Genomic DNA, 20094 nt, shown 5'->3' with positions numbered 1-20094 from the left:
TATTGGGCTGCAAATATAAGGGAATTCCGCTATTTCGATGGTTAACGCAAAATCACCAGTTTCTCGTATTTCTCATCGGACGAATTATCGGTCATGGAACGCACTTTTACTCGATAAACGTATACTCCACGGCCAATTTCATCACCAAATTCATCTAATCCGTCCCACGTTACCGGCGTTACCCGATAGCCGTCCGACGTCACATTTGCGTTCAATGTCTTCACGAGTTTACCGGAAACGGTGAATATCTGTACTTGTACTTCAAGTGGTTCTGCCGGCCTGTTGTGCTCGAAATGGAATTCAGTATACGTGGTAAACGGGTTCGGATAATTCAAAACGTGATTCAGTGCCAAGTCGGCACTTTCGGCGACCACGAATTCGGTTTCGGCCTCCGCTGAATTATTGGCCGCATCCCAAGCCTTCATATATACATGGTGACGACCCGGGGTAATATCCCGCAACGGGTAGCGAACACTACCACTTGTATAGTCATCGACATCGGCTTCGTAAAAGTTGTTCAACACAATGGGATTAGCACTGTTCCTGTCGATCACCGAAATGAGGTCGTGACCAATACCATTTCCCACCACATTGATCCCGAGTGAATCGGTCAACAAGGCGAAAATGTCCGGGTTTTCATCGGTGATTCCACCAAACACAAAGGTTTCGTCGTTCATATACAGCTCGATCCGTGGGCCCTCATCATCCGTGATCGGGTTATCGCTTGTTCCTCCGATCAGAATTTCTTCATTGGCTCCGGCCGCATCCTGATCACCCATAACTGCGTAGTGCGACAACTTACCGTAGCCGATCTGATAGGCAATATCGATCGGGACAATGAACTTGTAGTCCCAATTACCTCCCGTTACCGTCGCTTTACCTTTATATATAGTGTTCTGTTGCAAGTCGAAATCGATCGGCGCAGCCATTCCATTGTTGTCGTGGGTCTGCAAGGAGGTGTACTTATCGTAAACCGTGGTGCTCAAGATTCCGTTGAAATTCGATGCCACGCCTCCGCCCGGTTGGTTTACCGTTCCGCTCACCTGAACCAAGCTCAGGGCAGCCAGTGTATCCGCAAAGTCGGTGATCGGGGTTTGGTTGACCGTGGTCACCTGAACATCGTACTCCGGGCGCAAGAATCTCAAGGCCGGATCACCCAGAAGGCCAAAACGGCGGCGGTCTTGTGAGGGGTGGGCTCCGTTCTTCGTAAGACGCATGATCTCACCAAAGGTATAGTCCTCGCCATTGACGTCCTTTTCAAAGGCGAAATCGTAGAACAAGTTGTGCAGCTCATCGGCCGGATTCACGAACACCACGCGCACGGTGCTGAACAGGGCCACTGAACATCCGTTCGGATTCAGCAAGGCGTACTCACCCGCCGATACCCGGTTGGGGTCGTCCATCCGGCTGAATTCGCACGTGATGGTCAGCATCACGTTCAGTCGTTCGAAGTTCTCGTATGAGCGAACATCGCTCACGTTCAAGATTCCCTCGCTGGCCCATCCGACTTCTCCACCATGACCTACGTAGTTGATCAAGAGTGTTCCTTGCTCAACGCGATCGCGTAGGTCGGACATCACACCAGGATAAGTTTCACCGGCTGCCGAAGTCTGCTGGGTGTAGGCGTCGGAATAGATCTTATCGATGTTGAGCGAAGGGTACAGAGTATCGATCTCGATGGCCAAGTCGTTTGCGTTGAGCATGAGATCGGTCTCCCAGAATTCATCGACGTCGTCGGCCACAAACAACACCCGTTGGGTCCAATCGCCCAGTGAAGACTCATCGTAGTACTGAATAATTTTGTCGACCACCGCACGAGCTTCGGCATTGGTCTTTACAGGAAGCCTTCCGACCGAGAGGTCGAGAACATCCTCAAAAATGCTATCGCCTTCATCCGGGTCCAAGCAGCCAAAGTAATCGTCGGTGCAGAACGACCTAAATAGACTAAAGCTCGGAACGCTCTGAAAGGTGGGCACGAAATTGGTGTTGTCGCTCAGGACATCTTTAAAGTCGTAGCTGCAATCGCCGAACAGAAGCAAGTGTTTCGGCAATTCGTCCGGCGTTGTGGCGCGCTCATAGTACATGCGCATGAAGTCGCGGATGGCGCTCACGTCTTGCTTTCCGGAACTGAATTCGTTGTAGATCTGCTGCGGCATCACCACGGCCACCGACATTCCGTCGACCTCCTCGTGGAAATGGGCGAGTCGCTGGGCCTGCTCTTCAAAACGCGCGGGGGTAATAATGAACATATCGGCCCGAGGCATGGCGTGCAGGTTTTGATTCGGCACGTTTCCGAACTGGGCCGGCGTAGAGAAATTGGATCCCGAGAAAGAAATGAATTTGCGCAACTCGGAGGCATCGCGCTGCCAGGTTACGGTATTGCCACTGTTGTTCGTGGTCACCGCCCCGATATTGAATGGATCGGTCACCTCCCACACGCTCACTCCATTGGCATTCTGAAGCGTGTAGCTGGCCAAGTTACCTGCACCAATCACATTCGGTTGGGCAATGCGGTTATAGCCATTCGCATGCGCAAGGAGGCGCGTAGCGTTTACGGTGATATAATCGAGCCAAGCAATGCTGCCCGGAATTCCGTTATCGATATATGTAGCCGTCAGAATTACGCTGTTGGCAAGGTTATTCGTGTAGGAGCCTTCACCTTCATCTCCTATCACGTAGTCGTCCGTAGTACGTGTGCCCACTGCGGTAAAGCTCATTTGTATGGGCGTGGCACCCGAATTCGAGTTCACGATCATGCTCGTGTTGCCCGAGGCCCGAGCGATCCCGCGCGACTTCACCCACACGGGCTCGGTATTCACCATGTTGCTGAAATCGAATGTGAAGTTATAGCTCGGGGTCACATCGAAATACTCGCCGAACCACTCGCGTCCACTCCCAACGAGGTTGGTCCAATCGTTCTCGTGGTGGGCGTAATCGACGAAAGTACTGACTTGGTGTGTCGGCGTTCCGGGATCGTTGGCGATGTTCTCAACGCGTTTTCCCTGTGCGCCACCCGCCGTAATGAAATAGTAATTGGTATCGCAATAGCTGTTCTTCGCGAATACGAAGTGATCGTCATCGTCGAGGGTCCACGCTCCCGGTCCTTCGGCGTAAAACAAAATGTAGTCGCCGGCATCGAGGCTTCCATCGTTCTCGCCCTGCACGGAAATGGCCAATTCCTGCAGATCGTCGACCCGCGGATCAAAGTTCGATTCGGGCAGCATTCCGCCCCCGCCGCCGTAGACTTTAAGGGTTCGCGGATCCACGCTTCCGACGTTGAGACCAAGGTCGTCGAGCACTGACCGATCGAGTTTAAACAGGCCTTCACGCGTGACTCCCACGCGGTACCAAGTTCCCGTGGCGAGTACGGAGCTCGCACTCCAGCTGCTGTTTCTAAGGCCCTCTCGGGCCGATGCGTTCTTAGCGGCCACATTGCTAATGCGCCATGTAAAAGAGGTCAGTTTTTCGATTTGCCCCGTAGCTGAGTTCCGGCGGAGCGGAACCAATTCGACTCGTGCAAAGGGCCGTTTACGCGACCATCCGACCGTAGGTCGATAATCTAATGATTCGGAGATCTCCACATCACCTAATGTACGGCGCTCGGCCGCAGTAAGGGGCTCGTAGGCCGTATTGGAAAAGGCGACCTCGAACTGATCGGGATTGCCCGAAAGATCTTGTTTGAGCAATAAAATGGGCAATGGGCTGTCCGGCATGTTGTAAAACGCGCCATCGAAATGGAGCGCCGGCACCGATTCGGTACCGCTATTCAAAGTAGTTGGCCCCTGCCAGTTAACAACTACACGGGCGTTTTGAGCGGTCGCGACCATACTCAGAACCAAAATCGACAAAAGAAATACTTTCCGCATGTAACCTATCGTTTTCCTCTACCTACAAACGAGACGCAGCGGCCCTTATTATGGTGGGGGTAAAAAATATGCTTTGCTGGCGATACCCCACCCTTTTAATGTGACCTGCGTCCATTATGTAAAGGAATTCGTATTATTGTTGGTTCATTAACCTCTTGAGATGAAACACTTATTTGCGTTAGGATTTGCACTTCTACTCGGTGCCGGGGCAGCGCATGCTCAGGATCCGCACTTTTCGCAATTTTATGCTAACCCGCTGTATTTGAACCCCGCCATGGCCGGTGCTACCAAGTGTCCGAAGGTCAATATGATCTACCGGAACCAATATCCGGCCCTGGGTGCTTTCCGCACCATTGGCGCTTCTTACGACCAGTTCGTGAATGATATCAGTGGTGGATTGGGATTGCTGGTAACGAATGACAACGCCGGAGACGGAACGTTGGGGATCACCGAAGTGAGTGCCATATATAGTTATCACCTCACCGTTTCGCGCGAAGTGAGCGTGTTGGTCGGTTTCCAGGCCGGATACCGTCAGCGTATGCTCGACTGGAGCTCATTGGAATTCGGCGATGAAATTCACAACCTGTACGGATTCGTACTCCAAACTCAAGAGATTCAGGGCGAGGATCAAGTAGGTCACGTAGATCTTTCAACGGGTTTCGTTTTGTTTACCGACATCTTTTACCTCGGAGGGGCTTTCCACCACTTGACGCAACCCAACGATCCGTTCTTGGTAGAATCGACCCTGCCCATGAAGATGACCTTCCACGGGGGAGCTCAAATTCCTATCGGTGGCGGTCGCTTGGCTTCAGGTTCAACGACTACATTGAACCCCGGATTATTGTACCAGCAACAAGGAGAATTCCAACAAATGAATTTCTTGCTTTCGGTGACTCGTGAAGTATTGACCGGAGGTTTGGCCTTCCGCCACAACGTAACCAATGCCGATGCCCTGGTGGTTTTAGTAGGTTTTCAGCCAACCGACGCCTTGTCGATCGGTTACAGCTACGACTTTACAGTTAGCGAATTCTCGAACCAAGAAGGTGGAGCTCACGAGATCTCATTGAGCTACCAATTCGAGTGTAAGCCAAAGAAGAAGAAATTCAAAACAATAAACTGCCCGAAGTTTTAGTTTAACTTTGTGCAGCGAAATGTGCCTAAATCCCATGATTTTGAAAACCAAAAATCTTGCGCCCATCGCCTTGGCATTCAGTGCCCTGGTGTCTTTTACGGCGTGTAACGAGACGAGCAGCACCACCGGCTGGGCGTACAACGACTCCAAAAACGGTGGTTTTGAAGCCAACTTGAACTACGGCGGTCAGGAGATCGGGCCGGGTTTGGTCTTCGTTGAAGGGGGTACCTTCACTATGGGCCGTGTAGAACACGATGTCATGTACGACTGGGACAACATCCCACGCCGCGTGACCGTATCGTCATTCTATATGGACGAAACGGAGGTGACCAACGTCGCTTACCGCGAGTACCTCTACTGGCTCAACCGCGTATACTATTACAGTTATCCAGAAGTATACGAAAAAGCCCTTCCGGACACCTTGGTATGGCGTTCTGAATTGGCGTACAACGAACCTTACGTTGAGACCTATTTGCGTCACCCGGCCTATAATTTTTATCCGGTCGTTGGTTTAAGCTGGTTGCAAGCGAACGATTACTGCGCATGGCGTACCGACCGCGTGAACGAGATGATCCTTGTAGCCGAAGGTATTCTGCGCGAAAACCCGAACCAATACGACGACGACAACTTCGATACCGAAGCTTACTTGTACGGTCAGTACGTTGGTGAGGTAAAAATAAACTTGCCGGACCTCAATCCTGACGGAGCCGGAGATGCCGGGCGCCACGTAAAAATGGAAGACGGTATTTTGCTGCCTAAGTATCGACTCCCGACTGAAGCGGAGTGGGAATACGCAGCAAGGGCATTGATCGGAAACACCGAGTACGAGCGCGTGACCGAAAAGCGTCGCTATCCATGGGACGGGGACGGTGTGCGTAATGCAGAGAACAAGTACAAAGGCCAAATGCTCGCTAACTACAAGCGCGGCCGAGGTGACAACATGGGTATCGGTGGGTACTTGAACGATGGATGGGACATCACCGCTCCGGTAATGAGCTTCCCTCCTAACGATTTTGGTCTGTACGACATGGGCGGGAACGTGAACGAGTGGGTTGCTGATGTATACCGCCCGTTGAGCATGGAAGACATGAACGACTTCCGCGCTTACCGCGGTAACGTATACAAGACCTGGGCAACCGATGAAGAAGGCTACATTGAACCTGTTGACTCATTGGGTAATATGGTGAAGCGCGAAGTAACCGAAGAAGAAGTACTTGGACGCCGCAACTACAAGCGCGCCGATGTGCGCGACTACCCAGATGGTGACGTTGAGTCTTCGATCTACTACGGCCAAGATCAAGTACCTGAAGGAGAAGCGCCGATGTACGACTATGCGCGTACGAGCTTGTACAACAATCAAGTTCGCGTTTACAAAGGCGGTTCATGGAAAGACCGCGCCTATTGGATGGTTCCCGGAACGCGTCGCTACCTCGAAGAGGACCTGGCAACCGATGATATCGGATTCCGTTGTGCCATGCACCGAGTTGGTGACCCGAAAGGCAACTAAAAAAGGATTTAAGTCTTAAGTTTATCCCCCGGCTCAAACGCCGGGGGATTTTTTTATGCACAGCATCGAAGACCTCTACGAAATATACCGCCGCAATCCGATCATCAGCACCGATACGCGCAAGATAGTTCCGGGTTGTATCTTCTTTGCGCTCAAAGGCGAGCACTTTAACGGGAATCAATACGCCGAAGAAGCCCTGAACAAGGGGGCTGCCTACGCGGTGATCGACGAGCCGCAGTACAACGGTAAAGATCGGGGGTTGGTCGAGGACTGCTTGACGGCGCTGCAAGATCTGGCTCGACACCACCGCAAGCAATTGGAGATTCCCGTGATCGGTTTGACCGGTTCGAACGGGAAGACCACAAGTAAGGAGCTGTTGCGCGATGCCCTGAAGCAGAAGTTCAAAGTATATGCTACCAAAGGCAATTTAAACAACCACATCGGGGTTCCATTGAGCATTTTGGAGATTGCGAACGAACACGAGATCGCCGTGATAGAAATGGGGGCGAACCATCAGAAGGAGATCGAATTCCTGTGTACCATCAGCAAGCCCGACATGGGTTTCATCACGAACTTCGGGAAGGCCCATTTGGAGGGCTTTGGAGGATTTAAAGGTGTGGTGAAAGGAAAGAGTGAGCTTTACGACTATTTGAGGACTTCGGGCGGATTAGCCTTTGTGTGTGCCGACGACAAAAAGCAGATGAAACGAAGCAATGGGATCAAACGTATTACCTTTGGTGAAGAGAGCGGTGACTTGCACATCGGGCCGCAGGCCCAAGGAATATATGTCGGCGTACAATGGAACGACCGTATGGCGATGTCACAGCTCACGGGAGCTTATAATTACCGGAATTTAACCTATGCGGTGCTGATCGCGCGGCATTTTGGCGTTGAAGACGACGATATCGTGAGTGGACTCGAGAGTTATCGACCGAATTTGAACCGCAGTCAATTTCAGAAAAGGCAGCGGAACAACTTGATCGTGGACTGCTACAATGCGAATCCGACCAGCATGAAGGCCGCTATTGAGAACCTGCGTTCGTTCGATCGGCCGTTCGCAATTCTGGGCGATATGCTGGAACTCGGTGAAGATAGCGGCAAGGAGCACAAGAAGATCTGCAAGCTGCTGAAAAAAGAAGGTATTGAAGAGGTGATCCTTGTGGGGCCTCTTTTTGCCGCTTGCAAACGTCCGGACGAATTTACGAGTTTCGCGACCACCGAGGAGGCGGCGCAGTACTTGAAGAAACACGGCCCGAAGGAGCGAACTGTGCTTCTTAAAGGCTCAAGAGGCATTGCTTTGGAGCAGCTTATTCCTTATTTGTAGATTCTTCACTTCTTCAGATTCTTCTTTCCTTTCTCGTATGCTCATTTTTGCTTGATCAAAAACGAAACCCTCTGCTACTTTTTCTTGATAAAAAGTAGCGCAAAAATCAAGGCTTGCATGCCTCCCTTGCAAACTAGCGCGACTTTTCGGGCTCAACCCAAACTCGCCTACCCGTAGGCTCAAACAATGGGTTTCGCTTTCCTCAAAGTCACTTCTTTGCTACGGATCGGCATGCTATGCCCAAAATTATTCGCGGAGGGCGAGTAAACCTATCGTGGAAGGGAATCCGCTACGTGGGGAATTAGGTGCTTTACACCTGGACACGGTTATCAGGATCTTTCAATACAACTCAACTAAAAACTCAAACCTTAGAACTGGAATTGTCGATTCCGTGAGCCGAAGGTGAGGAATGAGCGGAATTGCGTTTTGCGGAGCAAAACAAAGCATGAAGCGAAATGACGAACGGTTGCGCGCAGCGCAATCGGCCTAGGGATCGACTTGATTTTTTGGTTCATTTTTTATCAAGAAAAAATGAACGAATCCTTTTAAAGCGTGATCTGAAAGTAGATCGTGGTAATGAAGGAGTTTGCTTGAGGAGTCAAAACTCGTTACTGAAATCGTTTGCGGCGGAAGATCACTCGGGTTCATGACGAGGTCTTCCGCTGAATTGCCTTCGCCGCCGAAGTGATGGAATCTCAGAATCTCTTCTTGGGTAAAGGTGCCGTGGTCGTTGAGCCACTGCTCAAACCACCCCTCGCGTTTGGCGCGGACATCATCGGTATAGAGCTGGGCGCTCGACCAAATGGCCGGGGTGGCCGGGTCGTACTCGCGGTAGTGCAGCGTTTGTTCGTCCCACCGGAATTCGGATAAAACGCCCGATTCGACCCAGATCAAGGTGAAAGGTTCCAACTCCGATGCGTTGTATTCGGCCAAGAACGAATAAGGGTCGTGGTAATCGAAACTGTGCAATGGCACCAGTCCGCGGCTGTGGCGGTACGGCGGATCGTGCTTGTGGGTGGTGAAGGCTCCGTTGAGCAGGCATCGAGCCGAACCGTTCTCGTGAACCGCGACCCAACTCCCCTGCCCTTGGGGATCGCGCGGAAAAATGACCTGTGGCCGATCTGCGTTGTATCGGTCGGGTTGTTCGGCTCTAGCGCGATGAGGGTCTTCATCGCGATTGGTGGTGAGTATGAAGCCCTCGTTAAGGGGCAAGTAGGTAACGGTGCACATGGAGAAATAAAAAAACCCCCGGCAAAAAGTTCACCGGAGGCTTCAAGATAAGTGGATTTTTAAATCAGTCGGCCAGAGCAGCGCGTGAGATCACGATGCGCTGGATCTCCGAGGTTCCTTCGTAGATCTCGGTGATCTTGGCATCGCGCATGAGGCGCTCCACGTGGTATTCTTTCACGTATCCGTATCCGCCGTGAACCTGAACGGCTTGCGTAGTGACCCACATAGCGGTTTCAGACGCGTACAATTTAGCCATGGCGCTTTCTTTATCGAAGTTCTTTCCGGCATCTTTCAAAGCTGCCGCTTTGTAGATGAGGAGTCGAGCCGCTTCAATGCGCGTGGCCATATCGGCCAATTTGAAGGCGATGGCTTGGTGGCTTCCGATCGGCTTGCCGAAAGTAGTGCGCTCCTTAGCGTACTGAACGGCCAATTCGTAAGCTCCTGAAGCGATACCGAGTGCTTGTGATGCGATACCGATACGACCTCCGGAAAGGGTTTTCATGGCGAATTTGAACCCGAATCCATCTTCGCCGATACGGTTCTCCTTGGGTACCTTGACATCGGTGAACATGAGACTGTGGGTATCGGACCCGCGGATACCCATTTTATCTTCTTTTTTACCGACTTCGAATCCTTCCATGCCTTTCTCCACGATGAGGCAGTTGATTCCGCGGTGTCCTTTTTCGCGATCGGTCTGAGCCATGACGAGGTAAACACTTGCACTACCGCCGTTGGTGATCCAGTTTTTGTTTCCGTTGAGGAGGTAGTGATCGCCTTTATCCTCAGCGGTGGTGCGCTGTGAAGTAGCGTCGGAACCGGCTTCTGGCTCGCTAAGGCAGAATGCTCCAATGATTTCTCCGGCAGCGAGTGGCTTCAGATATTTTTCTTTTTGCTCAGGTGTTCCATATTTATCGAGCCCCCAGCAACCGAGTGAGTTGTTGACCGACATGGCCACCGATGCAGAGGCATCGATCTTGCTGATCTCTTCCATGGCGAGCACATAGCTCAAGGTATCCATTCCACCTCCGTTGTACGCCGGATCGACCATCATACCCATGAATCCAAGCTCGCCCATTTTGGCAATCTGCTCGGCCGGAAATTTCTGTTGGTCGTCGCGTTCGATAACGCCTGGAAGCAACTCGGTACGCGCGAATTCGCGGGCCGTGTCGCGGATCATCTTATGCTCTTCGGTCAGTTCGAAAGTCATTCTTTTTGTGTTAGGTTTGTGCAGTGTGCTAACAGGAGGGCAAAGTTAAAGGTTTTGCCACGAATTTCACTCAATTAGACCCCAATCGGCAACATCCGCGTTGGTCGAAATGATAAGTATATTCGAATGCGGCAAAATCAGTTTTTCGGCCTTCGGCGAAAAATCAGTTCTTCGAGCAGGTTTTTGGCTTTGCCGAAAAATCAGGTCCTATGAATATCAAAAAGAGAACATACAAAGCGGTTGGACTCATGTCCGGAACGTCCTTGGATGGATTAGACATCGTCCGTGTGGATTTTAACTGTGCGTCCGGTGCAGGGCCCACGGGTCATGGTTCATGGTCTTACGAAATAGTCCAAGCTGTCACCATCCCCTACTCCGACGACTGGCGACGTATTTTGAGCCACAGCCACCTATTGCCTAAGCACGAATTGGTGCAACTGGATCGGCTGTATGGTGAGTGGATCGGGGAACAAGTGAAGGAGTTCATCGGTGAGGAACAGGTGGACGTTATTGGGAGTCATGGGCATACAGTTCACCATTTGCCACCGGCAAATGGTGAACCGGCTATAGGCCATGAACCATGGGCCATGGGCCCGGATTCAGCTAACGCTAATGCTAAAGCTTGGCACGGAAGGTCCGTTCAGATCGGTTCGGGTCAGGCCATAGCCTACGCAACAGGAACTCCGGTCATCTACGACTTTCGTCAGCCCGACCTAGACCTGGGTGGTCAAGGCGCTCCGTTGGTGCCCATTGGGGATCAACTGCTCTTTGGCGAATACGCAGCGTGCTTGAACTTGGGCGGATTCATGAATGCGTCGTGGGAAAAAAACGGAGTGCGCAAGGCGGGCGATATTGGTCCCATGAACATCGCGCTGAATAAAGTGGCTCAAACGGTCCGACACGAATACGATCCCGAAGGACAATTCGCCAGGAAGGGGAAAGTGATCCCTGAGCTGTTCAAAAAGTGGAATGCCCTACCCTTTTTTAAGCAGCCTCCACCCAAGTCGTTGGGACGCGAATTCACGGACGCCCATTATTTTCCGGAGTTCGAGGGCAGGGATCCGTATGATCTGTTGGCGACGTTGACGCATCATGCTGCGAAGCAACTGGCTTTGAACCATGGACTATGGACTATGAACTTTGGACCACGGACCATGGACGAGGGAGCGTCCAAGGTTCATGGTTCACGGTCCGAGGTGGTTTTAGCCACCGGTGGTGGCGCGTACAACACCTACTTCCGCGAGCTGGTGACTCACTACGGCGGTCATGAACTGACCTTGCCCGACCCGCAATTGATCAACTACAAAGAGGCTTTGATCTTTGCCTTCATGGCCGTGTTGAAGCAGCGGGGCGAGGTGAACGTCCTGAGCAGCGTCACGGGTTCCGCACGCGATCACGCATCGGGCCGAGAGGCCCATCCCCAAAAGCACTAAAATTCACTTTTGGTTAAAGCGAAAGCGGGGCATTTTAATACCTTTGCGGCACCGAAACTGACCGTTATGAAGGAATTGCTCGAAAAATTCGAAAACAAAGCCCCGGAGATCGTCTTTCACTGGAACGATCCCGAGACCGAAGCAGAAGGCTGGGTAGTCATTAACAGCCTGCGCGGCGGAGCGGCCGGCGGTGGTACGCGTATGCGTCCGGGCCTCAACATGCACGAGGTGCTGTCGCTCGCCAAGACCATGGAGGTGAAGTTCACGGTGAGTGGACCGTCCATTGGTGGCGCCAAGTCGGGTATCAATTTCGATCCGAGTGATCCGCGCAAAGCGGGCGTTTTGCAACGTTGGTACAAGGCGGTGATTCCACTGCTCAAGAACTATTACGGAACGGGCGGCGACCTCAACGTGGATGAGATCCACGAGGTGATCCCCATCACCGAAGATTACGGTCTGTGGCACCCGCAAGAAGGAGTGTTGCAGGGTCACTTTATGCCGACCGACGCCGATAAGATCAAAAAGATCGGACAGCTGCGTCAAGGCGTTTCGAAGGTGCTTGAAGATCCGAATTACTCGCCCGACGTGAGCCGCAAATACGTGGTTGCCGATATGATCACCGGGTACGGCGTGTCGGAAAGCGTGTGCCACTACTACGACATTTACGGCGGAAGCCTCGAAGGCAAACGCGTGATCGTTCAGGGTTGGGGTAACGTAGGTGCCGCGGCCGGATTCTACATTACGCAGGCGGGTGCCAAAGTGGTCGGTATCATCGATCGCGCCGGGGGGCTCATCAATGAGGATGGATTCACCATGGACGAGATCACCGAGCTGTACCGCGAAAAGGCGGGCAACCAACTCGCCAGCAGCAAGCACAAAATTTTATCGTTCGAAGAAGTGAACGAGCGCATCTGGGATCTCGACGTCGAAGTCTTTTTGCCCTGTGCGGCGTCGCGCCTCATCACACGCGAACAGGCCGATCGCATGATCGATACGGGCATGGAGGTTATCGCCTGCGGCGCGAATGTCCCCTTTGCCGATCAAGAGATCTTTTTCGGACCCATCGCCGAATACGTCGACAATCGCATTAGCGTAGTGCCCGACTTCATCAGCAACTGCGGTATGGCTCGCGTATTCGCTTACCTCATGGAGACGGACGTAGAGCTGAGCGACGACGCTATTTTTAGCGATACCAGCAACATTATTCGCGAGGCGTTGGTTAAGAGCAATGCCGCTAAATCAGACAAAACGAAGATTGCGCAAACGGCCTTCGAGATCGCTTTGAACCAACTCATCTAACCCTCTACTCAAACCTCCTTTAGTCATGTACATAGCCATGGTCGTCGTTTTCGTGCTCGGATACTTGTTCATCGCGCTCGAGCACCCCTTCAAGATCGATAAGGCGGCTTCGGCCCTGGTGACAGGAGTCGTTTGTTGGGCACTGTATGCGGCCCTGGAGCACTTTAACGTAGAGCACGGTTACGAGCACCATTTGTTGGAGCATTTGAGCGAGATAGCTTCGATTCTGTTCTTCCTGATGGGGGCCATGACCATCGTGGAGATCATAGACGCCCACGAGGGTTTTTCTGTGATCACGGACCGTATCGGCACCACCAACAAGGTGAAGCTGTTGTGGATCATCGCCATTTTGACCTTCTTCTTTAGTGCCGTATTGGACAACCTGACTACCTCGATCGTGATGGTGAGCCTACTGCGCAAGTTGATCAAGGACAAGGAGACCCGCTGGATGTTCGCCGGTATCGTAGTGGTAGCTGCGAACGCGGGTGGAGCCTGGTCACCGATCGGTGATGTGACCACCACTATGTTATGGATCGGAGGGCAGATCACGGCCGGATCCATCATCGTGAATATCTTCTTGAGCTCACTGGTGTGTTTGTTGGTGCCGCTGGGGGTATTGACCTTCACCATGAAAGGAACTGTTGAACGCCCCGAAAAGGTGAGTCATCGCCACGATATCGAGGTTGATCCGCGCGAGAAAGTGATCGTATTCATTTTGGGTGTGGCCGGACTCCTGTTCGTGCCGGTTTTCAAGACCGTAACGCAATTGCCACCGTTTATGGGCATGATGTTTAGCTTGGGTGTGCTTTGGGTCGTGACCGAGCGTATGCACCACGGAAAAGAGTACGAAGAAAAGCAGAAGCTGCAGGTGATCCACGTACTGCGTAAGATCGATACCTCGAGCGTGCTATTTTTCTTGGGGATCCTGTTGGCGGTAGCGAGTTTGCAGAGTGCCGGACAACTAGGCGCCTTGGCGACCTTCCTCGATAACAACATCGGAACCCAAGAAGCGAGCGGTGTATACGGAGTGAGCATGATCATTGGTCTGCTGAGCGCGATAGTCGACAACGTACCGTTGGTGGCGGCCTCTTCGGGGATGTACGATATTCAAGCCGCAGGCTTTTTCGCTGAAGATGGACTCTTTTGGGAATTCTTGGCCTACTGTGCCGGAACGGGCGGCTCAGCCCTGATCATTGGATCCGCGGCCGGAGTAGCGGTGATGGGTCTCGAGAAAATTGACTTTATTTGGTACCTGAAACGCATCAGCTTGTTGGCCCTGTTGGGTTATTTTGCCGGCGCGGGTTGGTACATCATCGAGATGTCCTTCTTGCGCTAAGTGCACAATAGCCGAAGCGTTTCGGCCGTTTTACGAACAACCTTAATCCACAGATCTCGTGAATCTACTGCAGATCAATAATCTGAGCGCGGGCACCGATACGGCTGCCGTAGCGCAGGAAAAAACGCTATCCATCATTGAGCTCATCACCAGCGGGGGCATCGGCGGAAACATCATTATGGCCGTGCTTTTTGTGCTGAGTGTGATCGCTGTGTACATCTACGTTGAACGGCACAACGCCATTAAAAAGGCGAGTAAGGAAGACGAGAATTTCATGAACAACATTCGCGATTACGTGAAGGAAGGACGGCTCGAAAGCGCTACCGACCTCTGTAAACGCACCGATACGCCCATCGCCCGCATGATCGGCAAAGGGATCAGCAGAATCGGAAAACCGCTGAACGATATTTCGGCGGCCATCGAGAACGCCGGAAAGCTGGAGGTGAACTCCATGGAAACGAACTTGGCGACGCTGGCCACTATTTCGGGAGCGGCACCCATGATCGGATTCTTGGGTACGGTGATCGGTATGATCTTGGCTTTCCACGAAATGGCCAATGCCGGCGGACAAATCAACGTAGAGATGTTGAGCCAGGGTATTTATACGGCAATGACCACTACCGTGGCCGGTTTGATCGTGGGTATCGTGGCGTTCATCGGGTACAACCTGTTGGTGGCCCGGGTGGATAAAGTGATCTTTAAGATGGAGGCCCGCAGTACGGAATTCTTGGATCTGTTGCACGAACCGGTAGCCTAATGAATTTACGCAGCCGAAATAAAGTCAGTGCGAATTTTTCGATGTCGAGTATGACCGACATCGTGTTCTTGCTGCTCATTTTCTTTATGCTCACCAGTACGCTGGTGACCACGAATGCGCTGGACCTGGTATTGCCTCAGAGCAAGGCTAAAACGGTGAAGAAGCAAAGCACGAGTGTGAGCATCGATAAGAATTTGAACTATTTCATCGATCGCGATCGCATCGAACCTGAGCTTTTAGAATCGATGTTGGTGAACCAATTAGGAGGTGATGCAGAGAGCACGATTGTCCTCCGGGTCGAGAAAGGCGTTCCGATCGAGTACGCGGTGACGGTGATGGATATAGCTTACAGGAATCAGTTTAAGATCGTGCTGGCGACGGCTCCGAAGTAGATAGGCGTTGAGCGTTTTCCGTTTTCCGTTCGTCGGGAATTCCGGACAACGAACAACGAACAACGAACAACGGACAACGAACAACGAAATAATGGTAGGCGATAAAGACGATAAAAGGAAAGGCTTGATTTGGACCATAAGCATTCATGTGGCCCTGATCATCATATTCTTTTTATTCGGATTAAAATACATGGTTCCCCCACCCGAAGAGGGCATCGCCATAAACTTCGGTAATGTAGAAGCGGCCTTTGGCCCTACTTCTCCGACCAAGACACAGAGCACGCAGACCAACGAGGTGGAGCGCGACGTGCCGGATGTGCCCGTAGAGAGTGAGCCGGTGGAGCAGATCGAAGATGTGGCCACCCAGGACGATATAGAGACGGTGAACATCGATAACCAGGAGCCGCAAGAGCAGGCCGCGCCGGAAAAAGAAAAGCAGCCTGAGGAGCCTAAGCCGAGTGATGAACTCAACAATGCGCTGAACGATTTCTTCAACAACAGCGAAAGCAGTAACGAAGGCGATGCTCAGGGGTCGGGCGATATGGGCGACCCTACGGGGAATCCGAACGCACCCAACTACCAGGGCAATGGCGGCACCGGAAACAGCGGAGATTATAACTTGGGCGAACGCACCGCCTTGACCAAGCCAAAGCCCGACTACATCTGCAATGAAGAAGGGAAAGTGGTGGTTAAAGTTTGGGTGAACCGCAAAGGCACCGTGGTGCGCGCCGAACCCGGCGATCGAGGAACCACCAATACCGCAGATTGCTTGCTCACCAAAGCCAAAGAGGCGGCGCTCAAGACCAAGTGGCAGGGAGACGTCAACGCAGCAGAATTGGAGGTGGGAACGATAATTTATCGTTTCAAACGCACGTAGTGCGGCTATTAGCTTTAGCCAAAGCTTTAGCTTTTTTCAATCTGTTTATTATTACTTGATCAAATTGGAATCTCCGCTACTTTTTCTTGATAAAAAGTAGCCCAAAAATCAAGTCGCTCCCTAGGCCGATTGCGCTTGCGCGCAACCGCTCGTCATTTCGCTTCATGCTCTATTTCGCTTCGCGAAACGAAATTCCGCTCATTCCTCGCCTTCGGCTAACGGAAGCGACAATTTAGATTCTGCTTTCTAATTACAACACCCGTGTTAAAACTCGGGGCCAAGAGTCCCTTCACAGTTCAATATCCATGCCCCGGTGCGAAGCGCCGATTTACTCGCCAACAGCGAATATACTTGCGAAGCAAATTGACTTGTCCACAGTTCATGGATCACAGCCGACACAAGAATCCAGGTTTACTTCATCAGCTCATAATTCCCAACAAGTACTGATGCTGAAATATTCAAAGCCTGCTCTAATTTTCTGATCATGTCGACGGTGAGCCTTTTTCTTCGGTTCAAAATCTCCGAGACTCTACTTTTTCCGCCAATGAGACCGACTAAGTCTTTTTGCTTAAGGTTCTTCTCCTCCATTCTGATCTTAATCGCTTCGATAGGGTCAGGTGCTTCGATCGGGAAGTGATGGTTTTCATAATGGTCGATCAGTAAGGTAAGAACCTCAGCCTCGTCGCCTTCTTCTGAGTTGGTTGGGGCATCAAAGATCTCATCGAGACGCTGAAGTGCCTCTCTATAGTCCTGCTCTGATCTAATCGGTTTTACGTTCATCTTTTCTTAAATGTTGTTAGCGTCGATTCAATCATATTCAGCATGTGTACCCACGAATCGAATAAATGCCCACTGCCTTTCGTAGTTGAATTTAACAACCAATCTGTAGGCGTTTCCTTTGATATTGAAAACAACCCGTCCATTCTTTAGAATACTCGCATTCACATACGATGGCTTGACTTCATTTGGAGTACTCCATTCCGAGGCCTTGGCCGTTTCGTACCAAGTTTTCAAATACTTTTCAGCATCGGCATGTTTCTCCCAGAAATCCCGCAAGGTTTTTTTTGCAACGATTCTTTTCACTTCAATTTGCCTCTACAAAGATACAACGAGTTCTCTAATCGAGAACTTTAAGCACTTCATTCATTATTTCGAAATAGTAGCGTCTCTATAACCAAGGAGCGAACTGTATTCTTCTCTATTCGGACATTCCATAACCCCTTCAATACGTTCATTTTGCCTTGATGCTAAACGAATATTCGCTACTTTTTCTTGATAAAAAGTAGCCCAAAAAGTCAAGTCGTCCCGCTATGCCGATTGCGCTTTCGCGCAACCGCTCGTCATTTCGCATCGTGCTCTTTTTTGCTTCGCAAAACGCAATTTCGCTCATTCCTCACCTGCGGCTAACGGAAACGACAGTTCGGTGTTGAGTTCTTAGTTCTCTACCTTGTAACATAATCCTCGGGTTAAAACCCGGGGACAAGAGTCCCTTCACATATCAATATTCTTATCCCTGCGCAAAGCGCCGATTTACTCGCATACGGGGAATATACTCGCAAGGCGAATCACCGTTCCTCGCTCTCGGCTAGGATTTGCTCAGGACTTGAGTTAGTGAAGCCTCCTTGCTCAGCGGTCTCGAGCTTCTTGCGAATAAGTTCATTTTCCTTTTCAGCCCGCCGGGCCTGGCGAATCAGGTCATTAACCAACTCGCTCTTACTGCTGTATTCTTTGCTCTCAATTTGGGCTTTCATCCACTTATCATTCGGTTCCGTAAAAGAAATGCTTTGTCGATTCATTGTTAATCATTTGGTGTAAATATACACCATTAATGCATCAAAATCAGTATTCATCGCCTCCTTCTTTCTCATACACAAACGAAAGGTCAAACTCTCCATGAGGTTCAATACTACAAATCAAATTGGCGTAATCAATTCGTGAATTGATGACTTTTAGACATTCCATACGATTCAACCATTTCCATTCTTACTACTTTCATATCCGTTCATTTTGCCTTGATGCAAAACGAACAAACCGTCCCCCGCTGGCGGGGGTTGGGGGTGGAATCAGATAGGTTTCATAAGTGTTATAAGTGGAAGAGAATTCGCGCTTCGCGCGAGTGAATTTGGCGAACGCCAAGTGAATTCCGAAGGAGTTAAAACCCATTTAACTCGCTCTCTGAGCGAATCAACTTCGGCGAAGCCGAGATTAACTTGCGAAGCAAATTGACTTGTCCATGGTTCATGATCCACGGTTCATAGTTGTTCGCTATTTTCGCAATGCTTAATTCAACTTCCCCATGACCTACCAAGAAGCTACCGCTTGGCTCTTCGCTCAGCTGCCCATGTACCAGCGTGTGGGGGCGGCAGCGTATAAAGCCGATCTGCAGGCCACTTGGGATTTGATGGACTACCTCGATCACCCCGAAAACACCTTCAAGACCATACACGTAGCAGGCACCAACGGCAAAGGCAGTACCAGTCATGCCCTAGCCGGCGTGTTTCAGGCCGCGGGCTACAAGGTGGGTTTGTACACCTCTCCTCATTTAAAGGATTTTCGAGAACGCCTGCGCCTCAACGGCGCGATGATTCCAGCCGACGATGTGGTCAACTTCGTGCAGCAGCACAAGTCTTGGTTCCAGGAGCATCAGTGTTCGTTTTTCGAAATGACCGTGGGATTAGCCTTCGATTACTTCCGTAGAACACAGCCCGATATCGCCATCATCGAGGTCGGCATGGGCGGACGGTTAGATTCAACCAATGTCATCACTCCCGAGCTCAGCATCATTACGAACATCGGCCACGACCATCAGCGCTTCTTGGGTGATACCCTGGAAAAGATCGCCGGCGAAAAAGCAGGCATCATTAAACCTGGAATTCCGGTGGTGATCGGCGAGAAGCAAGTTGAAACAGAGGAAGTATTCAGAGCTAAAGCCAACGCCAACAGCTCCACTATCTTCTTCGCTGAAAACATGAACCTCGATATCCCTGAGAGCGACTTAAAAGGCCCCTATCAGCACAAGAACTTGCGGATGGTGATGGCTGCGTTGGAGGTGTATCGGGGCTTGCCGGGAGCGTTGGAGGTCAGTGATGAGGACATCGCGGCCGGACTCCTACGCGTGCAAGAAAGCACCGGCTTGCGCGGTCGTTGGCAGGTGATCTCCGAGGACCCAATGATCATCATCGACGGCGGGCACAACGAAGAAGCCATCTGCTACATCGTGGAGCGCATGAAGTCCGAAACCGAAGGCACCATGCGCTTTGTGCTGGGTTTTGTGAACGATAAAGATCTCTCGAAGATCGTTCCCCTCTTCCCAACCGAAAGGGCCAAGTACTATTTCACCCAGGCCGATGTGCCGCGGGCGATGGATGCTATGGACTTGGCCCAAGCATTTAAAGAAGGTGGAATTTCAGGGGAAGTATTTTCAACTGTGCAAAAAGCAATAGCTAAAGCTAAAGCTAATGCTAACAGCTCCCTTCAGGGCCATGATCGGATTTTTGTGGGTGGGAGTATGTTTACGGTGGGGGAGGTTAGTAATTAATCAAAGCCTCACTAATCCCAAATATGGCAAGCCACTATTTAGTGATGAATTGAATAATATTGATAAATCGCAGAATGAAGACTGTATTTTACTTCTTCAATATTAAAAGCTTCTGACGGAAGGGAGTGTTCACTAAAGTGTGTCATTGGTTAAAAATCTATCTTCAAAATAGTCACATAAATCCCTGCGGACATTA

The 20094-nt window shown here is 51.1% G+C and carries 16 protein-coding genes; 10 read left to right on the top strand and 6 right to left on the bottom strand.

The features are described from left to right. Positions 1 to 41: 41 nt before the first annotated feature. Positions 42 to 3866 (bottom strand): type IX secretion system sortase PorU, encoded by a 3825-nt coding sequence (porU, locus tag J4F31_06235; GenBank protein ID MCE2496160.1) that lies wholly within the window; start codon positions 3864 to 3866, stop codon positions 42 to 44. A gap of 160 nt (positions 3867 to 4026) precedes the next feature. Between porU and J4F31_06230 the strand changes: the two genes are divergently transcribed. The 3 genes from J4F31_06230 to J4F31_06220 are packed head-to-tail and all read left to right on the top strand — an operon-like array spanning position 4027 to position 7829. After that, complete coding sequence (locus J4F31_06230) at positions 4027 to 4998, top strand: PorP/SprF family type IX secretion system membrane protein (protein MCE2496159.1); 972 nt, start codon at positions 4027 to 4029, stop codon at positions 4996 to 4998. Positions 4999 to 5032: 34 nt separating this feature from the next. Beyond that, positions 5033 to 6505: an SUMF1/EgtB/PvdO family nonheme iron enzyme gene (locus tag J4F31_06225; GenBank protein MCE2496158.1), complete on the top strand. Its 1473-nt coding sequence runs from the start codon at positions 5033 to 5035 to the stop codon at positions 6503 to 6505. A 55-nt stretch (positions 6506 to 6560) separates the two neighbouring features. Further along, positions 6561 to 7829, top strand: a complete 1269-nt coding sequence (locus J4F31_06220; GenBank protein ID MCE2496157.1) for a UDP-N-acetylmuramoyl-tripeptide--D-alanyl-D-alanine ligase — start codon at positions 6561 to 6563, stop codon at positions 7827 to 7829. A gap of 486 nt (positions 7830 to 8315) precedes the next feature. On the opposite strand, the gene J4F31_06215 is transcribed toward J4F31_06220, so the two are convergent. Together J4F31_06215 and J4F31_06210 are read right to left on the bottom strand one after the other, a co-directional pair. Further along, a complete protein-coding gene (locus tag J4F31_06215) occupies positions 8316 to 9059 on the bottom strand; it encodes an NRDE family protein (GenBank protein MCE2496156.1) in 744 nt (247 codons plus the stop codon). Between the two features lie 64 nt (positions 9060 to 9123). Continuing rightward, positions 9124 to 10266: an acyl-CoA dehydrogenase gene (locus tag J4F31_06210; protein ID MCE2496155.1), complete on the bottom strand. Its 1143-nt coding sequence runs from the start codon at positions 10264 to 10266 to the stop codon at positions 9124 to 9126. A gap of 209 nt (positions 10267 to 10475) precedes the next feature. Between J4F31_06210 and J4F31_06205 the strand changes: the two genes are divergently transcribed. The 6 genes from J4F31_06205 (at position 10476) to J4F31_06180 (ending at position 16360) form a co-directional block, all read left to right on the top strand. Then, positions 10476 to 11699, top strand: coding sequence for an anhydro-N-acetylmuramic acid kinase (locus J4F31_06205; protein ID MCE2496154.1), 1224 nt, complete (start codon positions 10476 to 10478; stop codon positions 11697 to 11699). 66 nt (positions 11700 to 11765) lie between these two features. Beyond that, the gene (locus tag J4F31_06200) at positions 11766 to 12998 is read left to right on the top strand and encodes an amino acid dehydrogenase (GenBank protein MCE2496153.1); all 1233 of its coding nucleotides are present in this window, start codon (positions 11766 to 11768) and stop codon (positions 12996 to 12998) included. Between the two features lie 25 nt (positions 12999 to 13023). Next, positions 13024 to 14334 carry a sodium:proton antiporter NhaD gene (nhaD, locus tag J4F31_06195; protein MCE2496152.1) on the top strand — a complete coding sequence of 437 codons (1311 nt, stop codon included), beginning with the start codon at positions 13024 to 13026 and terminating at the stop codon, positions 14332 to 14334. A 178-nt stretch (positions 14335 to 14512) separates the two neighbouring features. Beyond that, a complete protein-coding gene (locus tag J4F31_06190) occupies positions 14513 to 15091 on the top strand; it encodes a MotA/TolQ/ExbB proton channel family protein (protein MCE2496151.1) in 579 nt (192 codons plus the stop codon). Beyond that, positions 15091 to 15483: a biopolymer transporter ExbD gene (locus J4F31_06185; protein MCE2496150.1), complete on the top strand. Its 393-nt coding sequence runs from the start codon at positions 15091 to 15093 to the stop codon at positions 15481 to 15483. Before J4F31_06190 ends, J4F31_06185 begins: the two co-directional genes overlap by 1 nt. A 91-nt stretch (positions 15484 to 15574) precedes the next feature. Beyond that, on the top strand, positions 15575 to 16360 hold the full coding sequence (locus J4F31_06180) for an energy transducer TonB (GenBank protein MCE2496149.1): 786 nt from the start codon (positions 15575 to 15577) through the stop codon (positions 16358 to 16360). A 411-nt stretch (positions 16361 to 16771) separates the two neighbouring features. On the opposite strand, the gene J4F31_06175 is transcribed toward J4F31_06180, so the two are convergent. The 3 genes from J4F31_06175 to J4F31_06165 form a co-directional block, all read right to left on the bottom strand. After that, complete coding sequence (locus tag J4F31_06175; GenBank protein MCE2496148.1) at positions 16772 to 17140, bottom strand: helix-turn-helix domain-containing protein; 369 nt, start codon at positions 17138 to 17140, stop codon at positions 16772 to 16774. A 27-nt stretch (positions 17141 to 17167) separates the two neighbouring features. Beyond that, positions 17168 to 17443, bottom strand: coding sequence for a type II toxin-antitoxin system HigB family toxin (locus J4F31_06170; protein ID MCE2496147.1), 276 nt, complete (start codon positions 17441 to 17443; stop codon positions 17168 to 17170). A gap of 482 nt (positions 17444 to 17925) precedes the next feature. Beyond that, positions 17926 to 18156 carry a CopG family transcriptional regulator gene (locus J4F31_06165; GenBank protein ID MCE2496146.1) on the bottom strand — a complete coding sequence of 77 codons (231 nt, stop codon included), beginning with the start codon at positions 18154 to 18156 and terminating at the stop codon, positions 17926 to 17928. A gap of 500 nt (positions 18157 to 18656) precedes the next feature. Between J4F31_06165 and J4F31_06160 the strand changes: the two genes are divergently transcribed. Further along, positions 18657 to 19898, top strand: a complete 1242-nt coding sequence (locus tag J4F31_06160) for a bifunctional folylpolyglutamate synthase/dihydrofolate synthase (GenBank protein ID MCE2496145.1) — start codon at positions 18657 to 18659, stop codon at positions 19896 to 19898. Positions 19899 to 20094: the final 196 nt, after the last annotated feature.

The organism is Flavobacteriales bacterium, from assembly GCA_021296215.1.
Lineage (GTDB): Bacteria > Bacteroidota > Bacteroidia > Flavobacteriales > ECT2AJA-044 > ECT2AJA-044.
This window is presented reverse-complemented; position numbering and strand designations above follow the sequence as displayed.